Origin of the sequence: Achromobacter xylosoxidans A8 (assembly GCF_000165835.1) — a bacterium.
Lineage (GTDB): Bacteria > Pseudomonadota > Gammaproteobacteria > Burkholderiales > Burkholderiaceae_B > Achromobacter > Achromobacter xylosoxidans_B.
In genome coordinates, this window is the sequence record NC_014640.1 from 946,901 (window position 1) to 963,375 (window position 16,475).

Genomic DNA, 16,475 nt, shown 5'->3' on the forward strand with positions numbered 1-16,475 from the left:
GCCGCGTTTTCACGTTATCCATCTACACCCGCATATCGCCATGTCCGTCATCATTAAAGAAGAAGACTTCATCCAGTCGATAGCCGATGGCATCCAGTTCATCAGCTACTACCACCCTGTCGACTACATCCGTCATTTGGCGCGCGCCTACGAGCGCGAGGAAAGCCCCGCCGCGCGCGACGCGATGGCGCAGATCCTGACCAACTCGCGCATGTGCGCCGAGGGCAAGCGTCCGCTGTGCCAGGACACGGGCATCGTCAACGTGTTCCTGAAGGTCGGCATGGGCGTGCGTTTCGAGACCAAGCGCACGCTGCAGGAGCTCTGTGATGAAGGTGTGCGCCGCGGTTATCTGAACCCGGACAATCCTTTGCGCGCCTCGGTGCTGGACGATCCGCTGTTCGCGCGCAAGAACACGCGCGACAACACGCCCTGTATCCTGCACGTCGAGCTTGTCCCGGGTGACAAGGTCGACGTGCAAGTGGCTTCGAAGGGCGGCGGTTCGGAAAACAAGTCCAAGTTTGCGATGCTGAACCCGAGCGATTCGCTGGTGGATTGGGTGCTGAAGACGGTCCCGACGATGGGCGCCGGCTGGTGCCCGCCGGGCATGCTGGGCATAGGCGTCGGCGGCACGGCCGAGAAGGCCATGCTGATGGCGAAGCAGTCGTTGATGGAAGACATCGATATGTATGAGCTGCTGGCGCGCGGCCCGCAGAGCAAGCTGGAAGAGCTGCGCATCGAGCTGTATGAGAAGGTCAACGCGCTGGGTATCGGCGCGCAGGGCCTGGGCGGCTTGACGACGGTGCTGGACGTGAAGATCAGCACGTTCCCGACGCATGCGGCCTCGAAACCCGTGGCGATGATTCCGAACTGTGCGGCTACGCGTCATGCGCATTTCGAGCTGGACGGCTCGGGCCCGGCGCGCCTGGATCCGCCGTCGCTGTCGGAGTGGCCGGAAGTGCATTGGGCGCCTGACTACAACAAGTCCAAGCAGGTGGACCTGAATACGCTGACGAAGGAAGAAGTGGCCAGCTGGAAGCCGGGCCAGACTTTGCTGCTGTCGGGCAAGATGTTGACGGGCCGCGATGCGGCTCACAAGCGTATCCAGGATATGCTGGCCAAGGGCGAGCCGCTGCCGGTGGATTTCAAGAACCGGGTCATCTATTACGTGGGGCCGGTGGATCCGGTGCGCGATGAAGTGGTTGGCCCGGCGGGTCCCACGACGGCCACGCGCATGGACAAGTTCACGGACATGATGCTGGAGCAGACCGGGCTGATCGCGATGATCGGCAAGTCGGAGCGCGGGCCGGTGGCGATCGAGTCGATCAAGAAGCACAACTCGGCTTATCTGATGGCTGTGGGCGGCGCGGCTTACCTGGTGTCGAAGGCGATTCGTGGCGCGAAGGTGCTGGGTTTTGCGGACCTGGGCATGGAAGCCATCTATGAGTTCGACGTGAAGGACATGCCGGTGACGGTGGCGGTTGACGCTCAGGGCACTTCTGTCCACACCACGGGGCCTAAGGAATGGCAGGCGAAGATCGGGAAGATTCCGGTCGCTGTGGCTTGATTTCTGTAGGCTGTGGGAAAAACGGCTGCCAGGGGACTGGTGGCCGTTTTTTTTTGGTTTCGGAGGGCGTTTGGCTGTGCTTCGTAGGCCGCCCGCGACGACGGGCTACTTGTGTCTTGGTCTGGTGCGCTGCTGGAGTTGTGGTCAGGGACGACGTTCTTGTTGCCCGCCATTTTCGGCCGCGCGGGCGGCCGGAAATGACATACGTGATTAATTTGAATTTGATGGTGCTTGTAGCTGAGCGCGGAACGCGGCGATCTCCTCCGCCGTCTTGCCCAGCACCTCGCGCAGCACCTCTTCCGTGTGCTCCCCCAGCAGCGGCGGCGCGCGACGGTACTCCACCGGCGAGGCCGATAGCCGCAACGGGCTGGCTGTCACCGCCGCCATGCCGCCCGCCGGATGCGGCAAATCGCGCCGCAGCTGCCGCGCCAACGCTTGCGGATGTGCCTGGGCCTGGGCGATATCGTTGATCGGCCCGCAGGGCACGCCCACGGCCTCCAGTTTGGCGATCCAGTCGTCGCGTTTGCCCTGGCGCATGATCTCGGTCAGCAGGCCGACCAGCACCTCGCGGTTGGCCAGGCGCATGCGGTTGGTGGCAAAACGCGGGTCGTCGCCCAGCTCGGGTGCGCCGATGGCGCGGCAGTACGCGCGGTACTGCGATTCGTTGCCGGTGGCGACGATCAGGTGGCCGTTGCTGGCGGCGAACACTTGGTAGGGCACGACGTTCTGGTGCGCGTTGCCGGCGCGCTGGGGCGCGACGCCGGAGTTGAAGTAGTTGGAGTTCTGGTTGGCCAGCATGGCGACGTGGCTGTCCAGCAGGGCGATGTCCAGGTGCTGGCCCAGGCCGCTGTTGTGGCGTTCCTGCAAGGCGGCCAGGATCGCGACGGTGGCGTACATGCCGGTGATGATGTCGGTCACCGCCACGCCGGCCTTCTGCGGGCCGCCGCCGGGCAGGTCGTCGCGTTCGCCGGTGATGCTCATCAGGCCGCCCAGGCCCTGGATCATGAAGTCGTAGCCGGGGTGCTGCGCGTAGGGGCCGTCCTGGCCGAAGCCGGTGACCGAGCAATAGATCAGGCGCGGGTTGATCTGTTTGAGGCTGTCATAGTCCAGGCCGTATTTGGCGAGGCCGCCGACCTTGAAGTTCTCGACCAGGATGTCGCTGGCGGCCGCCAGTTCGCGGATCAGCGCGGCGCCTTGGGGGGTGGCCATGTCGGCCTCTACTGAGCGCTTGTTGCGGTTCGCGCTGAGGTAGTAGGCGGATTCTTCGGTGTCGCGGCCGTCGCCGTCTTTCAGGAAGGGCGGGCCCCAGGCGCGCGTGTCGTCGCCTACGCGGGGACGTTCGATCTTGATGACGTCGGCGCCCAGGTCGGCGAGGTTTTGCGTGCACCAGGGGCCGGCCAGGATGCGCGAGAGGTCCAGCACCCGGATGCCGGTCAAGGCGGGCGGGCGCGTCATGGTTTCAGCTCCGCGGTGCCGTGGCTCAACACGGTTATCTTGCGTTCGAGTGCACGGGCCAGGAAGCGGATCTGGCCGTCGGGCAGGCGCCAGATGCCGCATTGCAGGGTTTCGCCGGGGTAGACCGGCGCCGAGAAGCGCGTGTTCAGGCTGACGAGGCGCGAGGCGTCGTAGCCGCAGCAGCTTTTGACGATGGCGTGGGCCACTACGCCGTAGGTGCACAGCCCGTGCAGGATGGGTTTGGGATAGCCGGCCTGGCGCGCGACCTCGGGGTCCGCGTGCAGCGGATTGCGGTCGGCGTTCAGCCGGTACAGCAGGGCCGCGTTGGCGGGAATGCGGATCTCGCAGCGCAGGTCTGGTTCGCCGTCGGGCGCGGCGGGCAGGGCGGCGGGGCTGTCGTCTCCTGGTCCGAAGCCGCCGTCGCCGCGGCAGAAGGTGCTTTGCCGCAAGGTGGCCAGGCAGGTGCCGTCCTCGTCGTGCAGGGTACGCTCGGTGATGACGATGGCGCCCTTGTCGGCGCCTTTGTCGATCACATGCGTGTTGCGGGTCTTGCCCGTGACCACGCCCGCCGGCGGCAAGGGCGCATGCATGGTCAGCCGCTGTTCGCCGTGCACCACGCGGACCCAGTCGATGCCGGCGCGCGGATCCTGGACCCAGAAGCCGGGATAACCGAGCACCACGCTCATGGTGGGGAAGGACTGCAGGCCCTTTTCGTACACGTAGCGCAGCTGGCCGGCGTCTTCGGGATCCTGCCCCAGGCCTATGCCCAGGGCGTACAGCATGGTGTCTTTCTCGTCGTAACGCTGGCGCACCTCGTCGAAGCGCCAGTTCTTTACGGTTGCGTAGTCCAGGGGCATGGCGGCCTCAGATGGGGTCCCAGTCGATCACGTCGGGCGAACGCTCCAACGCGTAGAAGTGCTTGCGCATGGCGGGCACCGCGATCTCGGCGATGCGCTCTGGCGTCCAGCCGTCGCCGTGATGCACGGTGCGCAGCGGACGCGGCTGGCTCATCAGCATGATCTCGTTGGCGCGCACCGCGAAGATCTGCGCGGTGACCTCGCTGGCGGCGTCGCTGGCCAGGTAGACGGCCATGGGCGCGACCTTGCCGGCTTCCATCTTCTTCAGCTTTTCGACGCGGGCCTTTTCCTCATCCGTTTCGGCCGGAATGGAGCTGGTCATGCGGCTCCAGGCGAACGGCGCAATGCAGTTGGAGCGAACGTTGTAGCGCGCCATGTCCAGCGCGATGGATTTCGACAGGGCCACAATGCCCAGCTTGGCCGCGGCGTAGTTGGCCTGGCCAAAGTTTCCGATCAGTCCGGACGTGGACGTCATGTGCACGAATGCGCCGGACTCCTGTTCGCGGAAGTAGGGCGCCGCCGCGCGGCTCATGAAGAAGGAGCCGTTCAGGTGCACGCCCAGCACCTGGCTCCATTCCTCTTCGCTCATCTTGTGGAAAACCCGGTCGCGCAGATTGCCGGCGTTGTTGACCACGGCGTCGATGCGGCCGAAGGCGTCGATCGCCGTCTGCACGCAGCGGCTGGCGCTGTCGTAGGCGGCCACGCTGTCGGTGTTGGCGACGGCCTGGCCGCCCGCCGCGATGATCTCCTTGACGACCGCTTGCGCGGGGCCTTCCGCGCCGCCTTCGCCGGTGAGCGATACGCCGATGTCGTTCACGACCACCTTGGCGCCGGCCTGCGCCATGGCTAGCGCAATGCTGCGGCCGATGCCGCCGCCCGCGCCGGTAACGATCACTACTTTTCCGGAAACCATGCCGCTCATTGAAGTTGACTCCTGTGCTGCGGCGCGCGCGCCGTGTGGAAAACAGTTCCGCATCAAACGCTCTGGTTCGAGGGGATGCACCATGGTAGATTCGACGAGGCATGCGAAGAATTCAAAATTAGATATGCCCCCCTTCTGCGTGGTGGAACATGAGACACGATCTGACGGACCTGCGTTTGTTTCTGAACGTGGGGGAAACACTCAATCTGACCCGGGCTGCCGAGCGCACCTTCCTATCCCTGCCGGCGGCGAGCGCGCGGGTGAAGAACATGGAAGAGGCCTTCAAGGCCAGGCTGCTGGTGCGCATGGCCACAGGCGTGGCGCTGACGCCGGCGGGCGAAGTGCTGCTCAAGCATGCGAATGCCGTATTCCGGCAGCTGGAATGCCTGAACGCGGATCTGCAGCCCTATGCCAGCGGCCTGAAGGGACGCCTGCGCCTATTGGCCAACACCACGGCCACCAATTCCTTCCTGGCCGATGCGCTGTCCACGTTTCTTGCGGAAAACCCTGATGTGGACGTGGAGCTGGAAGAAAAAATTTCCGGCGATATCGTCATTGCCATACGCGCAGGTCAGGGAGATCTGGGACTGGTGGCGGGCAATATCGATGTGTCCGGCCTGGACGTCACGCCGCTGTTCCGCGATGAGCTCACCGTGGTGACGTCACTGGACCATCCGCTGGCTGCCTCCGAGTCCGCGCATTTCGCTGACCTGCTGGACGCGTACCAGTTCGTCGGCATTCATCCCGACAGCGCCATCCAGACCTTTCTGGAAGATATCGCCAGCGGCCTGGGCAAGCGCATCTGCCAGCGGGTGCACGTGGGCAGCTTCGAGGCCGTGTGCCGCATGGTGGAGGCGGGCGCGGGGATCGCGGTGGTGCCGCGCGCCTGCGCCGCGCGCTACAGCCGCCCGGATGCGCTGCACGTGCTCAAGCTGGACGACCCCTGGGCGCTGCGCGACCGCCTGCTGTGCCGTCAGCGCGGACGCGATCTGCCCAGTTTCGCGGAATGCTTCATCGGACACGTGCAGCGCGCGGCGCGCGGCCTGTAGCGCGTCCCGAAGAGGGGCTTTTGCAAATATGTAGCGGCGGCTCCGCCGGTTCGGCAAATAATAAAAAAGGCGTCAGGCAGCAGTCCTAGAGCTTGGCCGCCCATAAAACCGAGAACCAGGAGACTGCCGTGACCGATCTACTACGCCGCCGCGCCATTGCGGGGCTGGGCGCCGCGTGCGCCGCCGCCGCGCTGCCTGCGCTGTTCCCCGCCATCGCCCGCGCCGCCGCCTGGCCGGCGCATGCCGTGAACTTCATCGTGCCATTCCCCGCGGGCGGGCCCGTGGACACGACCGCGCGCTTTACCACGCAGCCGCTGGGCCAGCTGTGGTCGGTGCCTACGGTGGTGGACAACAAGTCGGGCGCCGGCGGCATTGTGGGCGCGCAGTTTGCGGCCAAGGCCGAGCCCGACGGCTACAACTACTTCTTCGCTTCCATCCACCACGCGGTGCTGCCCAGCCTGCGGGGCAATCTCAGCTACGACATCACCCGGGACTTCGTGCCGGTCGGCATGGCGGCCGTCTTCCCCATCGTACTGGTGGTGAACGCGGCGCTGCCGGTGAATTCGGTGAGCGAACTGATCGCCTACGCCAAGGCGAACCCGGGCAAGCTGTCGTTCAGCTCGTCGGGCACGGGCGGCGGCACGCATCTGGCCGGCGAGCTCTTCAATGCCATGGCAGGCGTGCGCATCCAGCACGTGCCATATCGCGGCAGCGCGCCCGCCATGCAGGACCTGCTGGGCGGACAGGTGCAGGTGATGTTCGCCGACGGTCCTTCCGCCGTGCCGCATCTGAAGGGCGGCAAGGTACGCGCCTTGGGCGTGGGCAATCCAACGCGTTCCAGCATGCTGCCGGACGTGCCGACCATCGCCGAGGCGGGCCTGCCGGGCTACGAGGCCTACTCGTGGAGCGGCGTGATGGCGCCCAAGGGCACGCCGCCCGATATTGTGAAGCGCGTGAATGCGGACCTGGTGCGGGTGCTGTCGGATCAGGCCACCGCGCAGGGCATGATCGCCGCGGGGGCCGAGCCCAAGCCTGGCACCCCCGAGCAGTTCGGCGATTTTGTGCGCGACGAAATCGCGAAGTGGCGCGACGTCATCAAGACGGCCAACATCAAGCTGGATTAGCGTCGAAGCAGGGCCTCGCGCGCGCCGTGGTATTCGGCTTCCAGCTGATCCACCAGCATCGCGATCGGCAGGACCTCCTGCGCGGCGCCCACGCCCTGGCCCGCGCTCCACACATCTTTCCAGGCCTTGGGCCGGGAACTCTTGTCCATGTTGGCGGGCGGGGCGATGCCGTTCCTGGCGAGCTCCAGCGGGTCCAGGCCCGCGGCCTGGATGCTGGCCGACAGATAGTTCGCGGGCACGCCCGAGAAGTAGGGGGTGTAGGTGACGTCCGCGGCTTGCGCCTGCAGCACCATTTCGCGGTAGGCGTCGCCTGCCAATGATTCCTGGGTGGCGATGAAGCGCGTGCCCATGTAGGCGAAGTCGCAGCCCAGCACTTGCGCGGCCAGGATGTCCTTGCCGTGGCTGATACAGCCAGACAGCGCCAGCGGGCCGTCGTAGAAGGCGCGAATCTCGTTGACCAGCGCGATCGGATTGATCTGGCCGGCATGGCCGCCTGCGCCTGCCGCCACCAGGATCAGGCCGTCGACGCCGGCGTCCAGCGCGCGCTGGGCATGCCGCACGTTGGTGACGTCATGGAACACCAGCCCGCCGTAGCCGTGCGCGGCTGCCACCACGGCTTCGGGCGCATGCAGCGAGGTGATGATGAGCGGCACGCGCCGTTCGGCGCAGATGGCCAGATCACCCTGCCAGCGCGGATTGCTGGGGTGGACGATCAGGTTGACGCCGTAGGGCGCGATGCGAGCGCCGGGCGCGGCCTGGCGCCTGGCGGCGAGGCCGTCTTCGATGCGGGTAAGCCAGTCGTGCAGCTGTTCCTGCGGACGGGCGTTAAGCGAGGGGAAGGTGCCGATGATCCCCGCCGCGCATTGCGCCACCACCAGGTCCGGGCCGGAAACCAGGAACATGGGGGCGCCGATGACGGGCAGGCGGGTTTGGGTGTGCAGCGCGAGCGGGGGATTCATCTGGATGCTCCGGGGGGTCAGTTGGCCTGGATATTGGCGCTTTGGATGACGTCGGACCACAGGGCGTATTCACGGTCGATGCGTGATTGCAGCGCCTTGGAGTCGCCGGTGTTGATGGTGTAGCCGCCGTCGGTCATGGCCTGGCGGAAGGCGGGATCGCTGGAGACCTCGTTCAGCGCGCGGGTCAGGCGGGCAGCGACGGCGTCGGGCAGCTTCTTCGGACCCACCAGCGCGTACCAGCCCACCACCTCGTAGTCCTTCATGCCGGCTTCGACCATGGTGGGCACGTCGGGCAGTTCGGGGTTGCGGGTCTTGGAGGTGACCGCCAGGGCGCGGGCCTTGCCGCTTTTGATGAACGGTATGGCCGTGCTGGTGATGTCGAACATGAAGGTGATCTTGCCGCTGATCACGTCGACCATGGCCGGCGAGTTGCCCCTGTAGGGGACGTGCAGCATGGGCGCGCCTGCCTGCTTTTTCAGCAGTTCCGCCGACAGGTGATTGGAGGCGCCGATGCCGGCCGAGCCGAAGGACACGGCGTCAGGATGGGCGCGGGCGTAGGTGACCAGTTCGCTGACGTTCTTGGCGGGAATCTGCGGGCCGATCAGCAGGACGTTGGCGTAGTCCACCACCAGTCCTATCAGCGAGAAGTCCTTGCGCGGATCGAACAGCGTGCTGCGCTGGACCAGCGGCGACATGGTGAGGGTGGGGCTGGCGGCGAAGCCCAGCATGTAGCCGTCCGGCGGGGCCTTGGCGGTGGCGTCCGAGGCGATCATACCGCTCGCGCCGGCGCGGTTCTCCACCACCACGGGCTGGCCCAGCTTGTCGCCCAGGTACTTGGCGAAGACGCGGGCGGTGGTGTCCACGGGGCCGCCGGGGGCATAGCCCACCAGCAGCCGGATGGGGCGTTCGGGATAGGCGTCCGCCTGGGCGCTAGCGGCCGTGGCGAGCGCCGCCGCGGCGGCGGCTGCGGTGAGCAGGGTCTTGATGTTCACGCTGTTGTCTCCTTGTGGGTAAGTGGCGGGTCGTGCAGCGGAACAGCGGGGCCGCGGCTACGCCAGCCTTTCTTTCAGCGGCTGCTTGAGGATCTTGCCGCTGACGGTCGTGGGAATGGTGTCGATGGGGATGATGCGGGCGGGCCGCTTGTACGGCGCCAGTTGCGCGCGCAGATGCAGCATCAGCAGGTTGGTGTCCACCGTGGCGCCGGGCAGGGGCTCGACGAAGGCGATGACTTCCTCGTTCTGGTCGGCGGTGGCGCGGCCCACCACGGCCGACAGGCGCACGCCGGGGAAGGCGTTGATGACCGATTCGACTTCCAGCGGATAGACGTTGAAGCCGGAGCGGATGATCAGGTCCTTGGAGCGGCCCGCGATGTACAGCGCGCCGTGCTCGTCGACGTAGCCGATGTCGCCGGTGTTGAGCCAGCCGCCGGGCAGCAGCGCCTGCGCGGTCTGTTCAGGGCTGCGGTAGTAGCCCAGCATGACGCCCGGGCCGCGGATCAGGATGTCGCCGCGCTCGCCGGGCGCGGGCGTGCCGCTGTCCGGACTGCCGATGCGCATCTCCACGCCTTCGACCGCGTGGCCGGCCGAGCAGTCGCCGCGCGGCGCATCGATGCGGGTGACGAACATGGAGCCCGCGTATTCGGTGATGCCGTAGCCGTGATGCATGGCGACGCCGAAATAGCGCTCGGCGTCGCGCTTGAGCGTGGGGTCCAATGCGGCGCCGCCCGTGTACAGATAGCGCAGGGCCGGCGCCCGCAGCTCCGCGCGCGGCGGCGCCACGGCCATCATGCGGCTGAACATGGTCGGCACGCCTTGGAGGATGCTGACGCCGGGATGGGCCAGGGCCTTGAAAGCGTCCGCGGCGTCGAAGCGGCTGCGCAGCACCAGGCTGGCGCCGGCATGCACCGTGGCCATCAGCACGGTGGCGATGCCGAAGATGTGCGACATGGGCAACGCGGCGTAGCCGATGTCCTGCGGCGTCAGGCGGCGCGAGGCCGCGGAGACGCGCGCGAAATGCAGCAGGCCGCGATGCGGCACCAGGACGCCCTTGGGCGCGCCCGTGGTGCCGGACGTGTAGATCACGGTGGCCACTTCAGCGGCCGTATCTCCTGTCTCGGCCTGCGTGGGGCCGTCCGCCCTGGCAGCCTGCACGCCTGGTCCCCAGACGTCCGGATCGGCGTCAGCGGCGCCCGCGTGTTCGGCGTGAGCCGCGGCGGCGGGCGAGATGCCGCTGGTGTAGAGCAGCAGTTCAGGCTGCGCATGGCTGCGGATGGCGTCGATCTCGCGCGTGGACAGGCGCGCATTGACGCCCACCGGCCAGGCGCCCGTCAAGCTGCAGGCAAACAACGCGGCGATCATGGCCGCGCAGTTTTCTCCCGCGATCAGCACGCGGTGTCCGGGACGCACGCCCTGGCTTTCCAGCCAGGCGGCCGCGGCTTGCACGCGGCGCAAAAACTGCGCGTAGCTCAGCTTGCCGCCGCCTTCCTCGTGCAGGAAGGTGGCGTCAGGCCGCAGGCCGGCTTGCTGCGCCAGCAATTGATGGATGCGGGTAAGAGGGGCTGCCGGGGACATGGTTGCGTCGTTCAAAGCGTAGCCTGGGTGCCCAGGATGGCGGTGGATTGGCTGGACAGGGTGCCGCCGTTGCCGTGCACCAGGGCCAGGTGAGCATCGGCGACCTGGCGCGCGCCGCATTCGCGGCGCAGTTGGCGGACGGCCTCGATCATGATGAAGACGCCGTACATGCCGGGATGCACGCAGCACAGCCCGCCGCCGTTGGTGTTGACCGGCAGCGTGCCACCCGGAGCGATGGCGCCGCCGGCGATGAAATCCTTGCTTTCGCCCTTGGCGCAGAAGCCCAGGTCTTCCAGGAACAGCAGGGTGTTGATGGTGAAGGCGTCGTACAGCTCCACCACGTCGATGTCCTGGGGCGCCACGCCTGCCATGTCGAAGGCCCGTTTGCCGGACTCGGCCGCGGCGGTCACGGTCAGGTCTTCCATGGACGATATCTGGCGGTTCCAGACCGCGGTGGCATTGCCCAGCACGTAGACCGGCGGGCGCGGCAGGTCGCGGGCGCGCTCGGCGCGCACCAGCACATAGGCGCCCGCGCCGTCGGTCACCAGGCAGCAGTCGCGCACGCTGAGCGGGTCGGACACCATGCGGGCCGAGAGGATTTGCTCCAGCGTGGCGGGCTCGCGCAATTGCGCTTCGGGGTTCAGTTGGGCCCATTGGTTGGCGGCCAGTGCCACCTGCGCCAGGTGCTCGCGGCGCGTGCCGTACTGATGCATGTGGCGCGCGGCGGCCAAGGCATAGGACGACAGGGGACTCAGCGGTTCGTAAGGCGTTTCGTAGGGCTGCGGATCGAACTGCTTGCGGACCCGGCCGATCTCGGCGCGGCTCAAGGTGGAGGTGCGCTGCGTGCTGCCGTAGCAGACCAGCACCGCGTTGCACTGGCCGGAGGCCAGCGCATGCAGCGCCGGCAGCAGGTGCGCGACGAAGCTGGAGCCGCCCAGCATGGTGCTGTCGATGAATGTCGGACGGATGCCCAGATGTTCGATCACCGGCATGGCCCACATGGGCGCGGCCACGCTGGCGGTGCAGATGCCGTCGATGTCGCGCATGCTGAGGCCGGCGTCCGCTACCGCGCGCTGCGCGGCCTGCACCAGGATTTCCATTTCGGTGTAGCCCGTGGCCTGGCCCAGGCCCGCGTGGCCGACGCCCGCTACCGCCACGGCGCCGCGCAGATCGTTCAGCGTCATGGCGCCTCCTTGTTGGGAATGAAGACCACCAGGCCGTGACCGGCCTGCTGTGTTACCTGCGCGCGCACCTGCATGCCGATATGCACGGCGTCTGGCGCCACGCCCTCGACCCGGCTCATCAGCCTGACGCCTTCCCGCAGGTCGATCAGTGCCACGTTGTAGTCGCCGCCTGCCTCGGGCTTGCGGCGCACCACGGTGGTGGAATAGACCTCGCCGCGCCCGTCGGGCGTGGCCCAGGCGAGCTTGTCCGCGCCGCAGTGGGGGCAGATCATGCGGGGATAGAACACCGCGCGGTCACAGCCCGCGCAATGCTGGATGAGGAAGCGGCCTTGGTCCAGCGCCTGGCGGTACTGCGCTTCGACGCCTTGCGGCGCGGCAGCCTGGTGATCGGGAACGGTCATGATGCCTACGGGTTCCAGTGGATGACGCTTGCAAGTGTCGGCACTGGCGGCGGGTTCGGCCATTCTTCATTGCTGAAGCTGGCCTTCTGCCGGCCCGTAGTGGGGCGCCCTATGTCCAGCGCGAAGCCCGTCTTCGGAAGAGGCAGATTGTCCGGTGCGCCGGGCCGTGGCTAGATAGCGGAAAAGGAGCCCGACCATGAATCTGACCTGGACGCCGCAGGAGCGGCTATTCCGCGAAGAAGTGCGCGCCTTCGCCACGGACAAGCTGCCGCAGGACATCCGCGACAAGGTGCTGCGGCACCAGCGGCTGGAGCGCGATGACTATGTGCGCTGGCACAACATCCTGGCCGACCAGGGCTGGGGCGCGCCGAACTGGCCCGTCGAACATGGCGGCACTGGCTGGAACGCCTTGCAGCGGCTGATTTTCGAGGTGGAATGCTTCAAGGCCGGCGCACCGCGCCTGTTGCCCTTCGGCTTGTCCATGATCGGCCCGGTCCTGATGAAGTACGGCAGCGCCGAGCAGCAGGCCAGCCTCCTGCCGCGCATCATCCGCGTCGAGGACTGGTGGTGCCAGGGCTACTCCGAGCCCGGCTCGGGGTCCGATCTTGCTTCGCTCTCGACCCGCGCGGTGCGCGATGGCGACGCCTACATCGTCAACGGCCAGAAGACCTGGACCACGCTGGCACAGTACGCCGACTGGATGTTCTGCCTGGTCCGCACCGATCCCGAGGCCCGCGCGCAGCGCGGTATTTCGATGCTGCTGCTGGACATGCGTACGCCGGGCGTGACCGTGCGTCCCATCCGTACGCTGGACGGCGGACACGACGTGAACGAGGTCTGGCTGGAAAACGTGCGCGTGCCGGCGGCCAATCTGGTGGGCGTGGAGAACCAGGGCTGGACTTATGCCAAGTACCTGCTGGGCCATGAACGCACCGGCATCGCGGGCCTGGGCCATTGTCACCGTGAGCTGGGCATCCTCAAGCGCATGGCTGCGGACGCGAGTTCCCGCGGCAAACCGCTGCTTTCGGACAGCCGGTTCCGCGACCGCATTTCGCGCATCGAGGTCGACATCATGGCGCTGGAAATGCTGCTGCTGCGCGTGGCGTCCAGCAACGACGGCACGCCGGGGCCGGAAGCCTCGGTGTTGAAGATCCGCGGCTCCGAGATCCAGCAGGACCTGGCCATGTTGCAGATGGAGGTGGCGGGGCCGGACGCCTGGCCCTACGACCCCGATTGGCTGGAGGCCGGCAACGGCTACGGCGGCCCGGGACCCGAAATGGCGGCCGCGGCCGGCGCGGGCTATGCCGATATGCGCAAGACCTCGATCTACGGCGGCACCACCGAAGTGCAGAAGGGCATCATCGCCCGCCTGGTGCTGGGCCTGTAGGCCCGGTCTCGCGCAACCCGACAGGAATACGACGCATGGATTTCATCTATACCGAAGAACAGCGCATGCTGGCCGACAGCCTGCGGCGCCTGGTGGACCAGGAATGGACGCACGCGCGCCGCCGCGCCCGCCAGGCTGCGGGCAAGCTGGATGCCGACGCGTGGGCCGCGCTGGCGGAGCTGGGCGTGCTGGGCCTGACCATTCCGCAGGATTTCGGCGGGTTCGGCGAAGTGCCGGCCAGCCTGCTGCCGGTGCATGTGGAACTGGGCCGCGGGCTGGTGTCCGAGCCGGTCATCCCCAGCGCGGTCATGGGCGCGGCGCTGCTGGACGCCTGCGGCGGCGAGGCGCGCGGCCTGTGGCTGCCGGCCATCGCCTCGGGCGACGCCATCGTCAGCGTGGCGTACCAGGAACCCGGCCGCCGCTATGAGGCCGATCCGCGCGATTGCCGCGCCGCCAAGATCGCCGAAGGCTGGCGCCTGGACGGCGTCAAGCATCTGGTCTGGCACGGCGCCGCGGCCACGGCATGGCTGGTCAGCGCGCGCGGCGATGATGGCCAGTCCTTGCTGCTGGCGGTGCCGGCCGGCACGGCGGGTGTGCAGCTCACCGATACGCCCACGCTGGACGGCGCGCGCTGCGCCCGGCTGGATCTGAAGTCGGTCAGCCTGCCGCCCGACGCCTTGCTGGCCGAAGGCGCCGCCGCGGACGAGGCCCTGGCCCAGGCGCTGCAGTGGGGCACGGCCGCGCTGTGCGCGCATGCGGCGGGCGCAATGGAACGGCTGCTGGAGATCACCGTCGACTATCTCAAGGCGCGCAAGCAGTTCGGCCAGCCGCTGGCCTCGTTCCAGGCCTTGCAGCATCGCCTGGCGGAGATGCTGGTGGCCAAGGAGCTGGCTTTGTCCATGGCCTATGTGGCGGTGGCGGCCCTGACCGAAACCGACGCTGCCCAGCGCCGCCGCATGATCGCGTCGGCCAAGCTGGAGGCCGCGCGCGCCGGCCGCCTGGTGGCGCAGATGGCGGTACAGCTGCATGGCGGCATGGGCATGACCGACGAACTGGACGTGGGCGACTACTTCAAGCGGCTTACCGTGGTGGACCAGTTGCTGGGCGATACCGCCGAGCAACTGGCCGTGCTGGAGGAACTGGCATGAGCGCGGCGGCGACCCAGGCCGACGGCGGCTATACCCAGATCCGCTTCACGCTGGAACGGGGCGTGGGCGTCATCACCCTGAACCGGCCCGACCGGCTGAATAGTTTCACGGAAGTGATGCATGCCGAACTGGCGCGAGCGCTGGACGTGATGGAGTCCGACAGTGGCCTGCGTGGCCTGATCATCACCGGCGCGGGGCGGGGTTTTTGCGCGGGCCAGGATCTCGGCGAGCGCAAGCCGGCCGAGGACGGCGAGCGCCGCGATCTGAGCCTGATCCTGGAAAAATGCTATCGGCCCCTGATCACCCGGTTGCGCGCCTTGCCCGTGCCCGTGGTGTGCGTGATGAACGGCGTCGCGGCCGGCGCCGGCGCCAGCCTGGCGCTGGCCTGCGACGTGGTGTTCGCGGTGGAGTCGGCGCGCTTCATCCAGGCCTTCAGCAAGATCGGCTTGCTGCCGGATGCCGGCGGCACCTGGTTCCTGCCGCGCCTGGTGGGCTCCGCCCGGGCCATGGGCGCGGCGCTGTTTGGTGAAGCGCTCAGCGCCCGGCAGGCGGAAGCATGGGGGCTGATCTGGCGCGTGGTGCCGGACGAGGCGCTGGCGGCGACGCTGGCGGAAGTCAACGATACGCTGGCGGCCGGTCCTAGCCGCGCCTATGCGGCCACCAAGGCCGCGCTGCACGCTTCCAGCGGCAATACGCTGGCGCAGCAGTTCGATCTCGAATGCCGCTTGCAGCGCGAACTGGGCTACACCGACGACTACCTGGAAGGCATGCGGGCGTTCGCGCAAAAGCGCCCGCCGGCATTCACCGGCACCTGAGGCTTGCGGGCGGCCTTCAGGGCGCCCGCGGCGCCTGAATCTGTTCGATGAGTTCGCGCGCGCAGCCCGGCAGGGCGTCGATGTCGCGCACCAGCAACTTGCGTTCGCGCACCACCCAGGGTTCGTCCAGCTCGACCACGCGCAGTTTCATGTCGGCGCCATAGCGCCGCGCCGCGGAGTCGGGGATGACGCCGATGCCCACGCCTGCCTGCACCATCCGGCAGATGGAATCGAAGCTGTAGAGCTGGATGCGCTGGGGCAGGCGCTGGCCGACCTGGTCCAGCTGGTCGCGCAGGAAGGCGACCAGGGTGGAGCCTTCGTGCATGGTGATGAAGGGATAGCGCACCGCCTCGGCCAGCTTGATCTTTTCCTGGTCCTGCAGCGGATGGCCGTTGGGCACCACCAGCACCAGCTTGTCGGTGCTGAAGTGGATGGTCTGCAAATCGGGGGCGTCCACCGGGCCGGCCACGATGCCCAGGTCGGTGGTGCCGTCCAGCACGCCGCGCACGATATCGCGGGTCAGGCGTTCCTGCAGGTCCACGGTGACGCCGGGGTGGGCGGACAGGAATTGCGCCAGGATGTCTGGCATGAATTCCGTGACTGCCGTGGTGTTGGCGAAGATGCGAATGTGGCCGGCGTCGCCGTCGGCCTGTTCCTGGAAGTCATGTTTCAGGTGGTCCACCTGGCGCATGATGACCCGCGCGTGCTGCAGCAGCTTCTGGCCCGCAGGCGTGATTTCCACGCCGCGGCTGTCGCGGTACAGGAGGCGGGTATTGAGTTGGTTCTCCAGCGCCTTGATGCGCACGCTGACGGCCGCCAGGGACAGGTGCGCCCGCTTGGCCGCCTGGGTCAGGCTGGGGGATTCGGCGATGTGGATGAACAGGCGTAGGTCGGCGAGGTCGAAGTGCATGGGCCATATATTACGGCGCGCGGCGGCGGGCCGGGAGGCGGACGCCCGATTCAGGCGGCGCAAACCCCGCCTTGAGCAAAAACGAATTCACAAGCGGGACGGCTTGCGGGCATGCTTCAGTCTGTAAAAA

15 protein-coding genes are annotated in these 16,475 nt (G+C 67.5%); 6 read left to right on the forward strand and 9 right to left on the reverse strand.

The window, feature by feature from the left end; translation table 11 throughout:
* Window positions 1-40 precede the first annotated feature (40 nt).
* Window positions 41-1,564, forward strand: a complete 1,524-nt coding sequence (locus tag AXYL_RS04405) for a fumarate hydratase (RefSeq protein ID WP_013391620.1) — start codon at window positions 41-43, stop codon at window positions 1,562-1,564.
* 210 nt (window positions 1,565-1,774) lie between these two features.
* Here AXYL_RS04405 and AXYL_RS04410 read toward each other — a convergent pair whose 3' ends face one another.
* Genes AXYL_RS04410 through AXYL_RS04420 form a run of 3 tightly spaced genes read right to left on the reverse strand, consistent with a single transcriptional unit; the run spans window position 1,775 to window position 4,798 of the window.
* On the reverse strand, window positions 1,775-3,019 hold the full coding sequence (locus AXYL_RS04410; RefSeq protein WP_013391621.1) for a CaiB/BaiF CoA transferase family protein: 1,245 nt from the start codon (window positions 3,017-3,019) through the stop codon (window positions 1,775-1,777).
* A complete protein-coding gene (locus tag AXYL_RS04415; protein WP_013391622.1) occupies window positions 3,016-3,876 on the reverse strand; it encodes a MaoC/PaaZ C-terminal domain-containing protein in 861 nt (286 codons plus the stop codon). Before AXYL_RS04415 ends, AXYL_RS04410 begins: the two co-directional genes overlap by 4 nt.
* A 7-nt stretch (window positions 3,877-3,883) precedes the next feature.
* Entirely contained in the window at window positions 3,884-4,798 is a 915-nt protein-coding gene (locus tag AXYL_RS04420) for an SDR family NAD(P)-dependent oxidoreductase (protein ID WP_013391623.1), read from the reverse strand.
* 149 nt (window positions 4,799-4,947) lie between these two features.
* Here AXYL_RS04420 and AXYL_RS04425 point away from each other — a divergent pair, with 149 nt between their 5' ends.
* Together AXYL_RS04425 and AXYL_RS04430 are read left to right on the forward strand one after the other, a co-directional pair.
* Window positions 4,948-5,847 (forward strand): LysR family transcriptional regulator, encoded by a 900-nt coding sequence (locus AXYL_RS04425; RefSeq protein WP_013391624.1) that lies wholly within the window; start codon window positions 4,948-4,950, stop codon window positions 5,845-5,847.
* Window positions 5,848-5,975: 128 nt separating this feature from the next.
* A complete protein-coding gene (locus tag AXYL_RS04430; RefSeq protein ID WP_041652271.1) occupies window positions 5,976-6,971 on the forward strand; it encodes a tripartite tricarboxylate transporter substrate binding protein in 996 nt (331 codons plus the stop codon).
* Here the strand turns inward: AXYL_RS04430 and AXYL_RS04435 are convergent.
* Genes AXYL_RS04435 through AXYL_RS04455 form a run of 5 tightly spaced genes read right to left on the reverse strand, consistent with a single transcriptional unit; the run spans window position 6,968 to window position 12,085 of the window.
* The gene (locus AXYL_RS04435; protein WP_013391626.1) at window positions 6,968-7,930 is read right to left on the reverse strand and encodes an NAD(P)H-dependent flavin oxidoreductase; all 963 of its coding nucleotides are present in this window, start codon (window positions 7,928-7,930) and stop codon (window positions 6,968-6,970) included. The genes AXYL_RS04430 and AXYL_RS04435 overlap by 4 nt on opposite strands.
* 17 nt (window positions 7,931-7,947) lie before the next feature.
* The gene (locus tag AXYL_RS04440) at window positions 7,948-8,922 is read right to left on the reverse strand and encodes a Bug family tripartite tricarboxylate transporter substrate binding protein (RefSeq protein ID WP_013391627.1); all 975 of its coding nucleotides are present in this window, start codon (window positions 8,920-8,922) and stop codon (window positions 7,948-7,950) included.
* Window positions 8,923-8,979: 57 nt separating this feature from the next.
* Window positions 8,980-10,500 (reverse strand): class I adenylate-forming enzyme family protein, encoded by a 1,521-nt coding sequence (locus tag AXYL_RS04445; RefSeq protein ID WP_013391628.1) that lies wholly within the window; start codon window positions 10,498-10,500, stop codon window positions 8,980-8,982.
* An 11-nt stretch (window positions 10,501-10,511) separates the two neighbouring features.
* Window positions 10,512-11,684 carry a thiolase gene (locus AXYL_RS04450; protein WP_013391629.1) on the reverse strand — a complete coding sequence of 391 codons (1,173 nt, stop codon included), beginning with the start codon at window positions 11,682-11,684 and terminating at the stop codon, window positions 10,512-10,514.
* A complete protein-coding gene (locus tag AXYL_RS04455) occupies window positions 11,681-12,085 on the reverse strand; it encodes a Zn-ribbon domain-containing OB-fold protein (RefSeq protein ID WP_041654914.1) in 405 nt (134 codons plus the stop codon). Before AXYL_RS04455 ends, AXYL_RS04450 begins: the two co-directional genes overlap by 4 nt.
* A 196-nt stretch (window positions 12,086-12,281) precedes the next feature.
* Between AXYL_RS04455 and AXYL_RS04460 the strand changes: the two genes are divergently transcribed.
* Genes AXYL_RS04460 through paaG form a run of 3 tightly spaced genes read left to right on the forward strand, consistent with a single transcriptional unit; the run spans window position 12,282 to window position 15,435 of the window.
* Window positions 12,282-13,472, forward strand: coding sequence for an acyl-CoA dehydrogenase family protein (locus AXYL_RS04460; protein WP_013391631.1), 1,191 nt, complete (start codon window positions 12,282-12,284; stop codon window positions 13,470-13,472).
* 35 nt (window positions 13,473-13,507) lie between these two features.
* Window positions 13,508-14,620, forward strand: a complete 1,113-nt coding sequence (locus AXYL_RS04465) for an acyl-CoA dehydrogenase family protein (RefSeq protein WP_013391632.1) — start codon at window positions 13,508-13,510, stop codon at window positions 14,618-14,620.
* Window positions 14,617-15,435, forward strand: a complete 819-nt coding sequence (gene paaG, locus AXYL_RS04470; protein WP_013391633.1) for a 2-(1,2-epoxy-1,2-dihydrophenyl)acetyl-CoA isomerase PaaG — start codon at window positions 14,617-14,619, stop codon at window positions 15,433-15,435. Before AXYL_RS04465 ends, paaG begins: the two co-directional genes overlap by 4 nt.
* Window positions 15,436-15,451: 16 nt before the next feature.
* Here the strand turns inward: paaG and AXYL_RS04475 are convergent, their stop codons facing one another.
* Window positions 15,452-16,345 (reverse strand): LysR family transcriptional regulator, encoded by an 894-nt coding sequence (locus tag AXYL_RS04475; RefSeq protein WP_013391634.1) that lies wholly within the window; start codon window positions 16,343-16,345, stop codon window positions 15,452-15,454.
* Window positions 16,346-16,475 lie beyond the last annotated feature (130 nt).

Excerpts from the sequence above, each read along its gene's own strand:
- paaG (WP_013391633.1), top strand. The coding sequence starts at position 14,617 with ATGAGCGCGGCGGCGACCCAGGCCGACGGCGGCTATACCCAGATCCGC.
- AXYL_RS04450 (WP_013391629.1), bottom strand. The coding sequence starts at position 11,684 with ATGACGCTGAACGATCTGCGCGGCGCCGTGGCGGTAGCGGGCGTCGGC.
- AXYL_RS04455 (WP_041654914.1), bottom strand. The coding sequence starts at position 12,085 with ATGACCGTTCCCGATCACCAGGCTGCCGCGCCGCAAGGCGTCGAAGCG.
- AXYL_RS04460 (WP_013391631.1), top strand. The coding sequence starts at position 12,282 with ATGAATCTGACCTGGACGCCGCAGGAGCGGCTATTCCGCGAAGAAGTG.
- AXYL_RS04445 (WP_013391628.1), bottom strand. The coding sequence starts at position 10,500 with ATGTCCCCGGCAGCCCCTCTTACCCGCATCCATCAATTGCTGGCGCAG.
- AXYL_RS04425 (WP_013391624.1), top strand. The coding sequence starts at position 4,948 with ATGAGACACGATCTGACGGACCTGCGTTTGTTTCTGAACGTGGGGGAA.
- AXYL_RS04405 (WP_013391620.1), top strand. The coding sequence starts at position 41 with ATGTCCGTCATCATTAAAGAAGAAGACTTCATCCAGTCGATAGCCGAT.
- AXYL_RS04420 (WP_013391623.1), bottom strand. The coding sequence starts at position 4,798 with ATGAGCGGCATGGTTTCCGGAAAAGTAGTGATCGTTACCGGCGCGGGC.
- AXYL_RS04465 (WP_013391632.1), top strand. The coding sequence starts at position 13,508 with ATGGATTTCATCTATACCGAAGAACAGCGCATGCTGGCCGACAGCCTG.
- AXYL_RS04410 (WP_013391621.1), bottom strand. The coding sequence starts at position 3,019 with ATGACGCGCCCGCCCGCCTTGACCGGCATCCGGGTGCTGGACCTCTCG.
- AXYL_RS04435 (WP_013391626.1), bottom strand. The coding sequence starts at position 7,930 with ATGAATCCCCCGCTCGCGCTGCACACCCAAACCCGCCTGCCCGTCATC.
- AXYL_RS04415 (WP_013391622.1), bottom strand. The coding sequence starts at position 3,876 with ATGCCCCTGGACTACGCAACCGTAAAGAACTGGCGCTTCGACGAGGTG.
- AXYL_RS04475 (WP_013391634.1), bottom strand. The coding sequence starts at position 16,345 with ATGCACTTCGACCTCGCCGACCTACGCCTGTTCATCCACATCGCCGAA.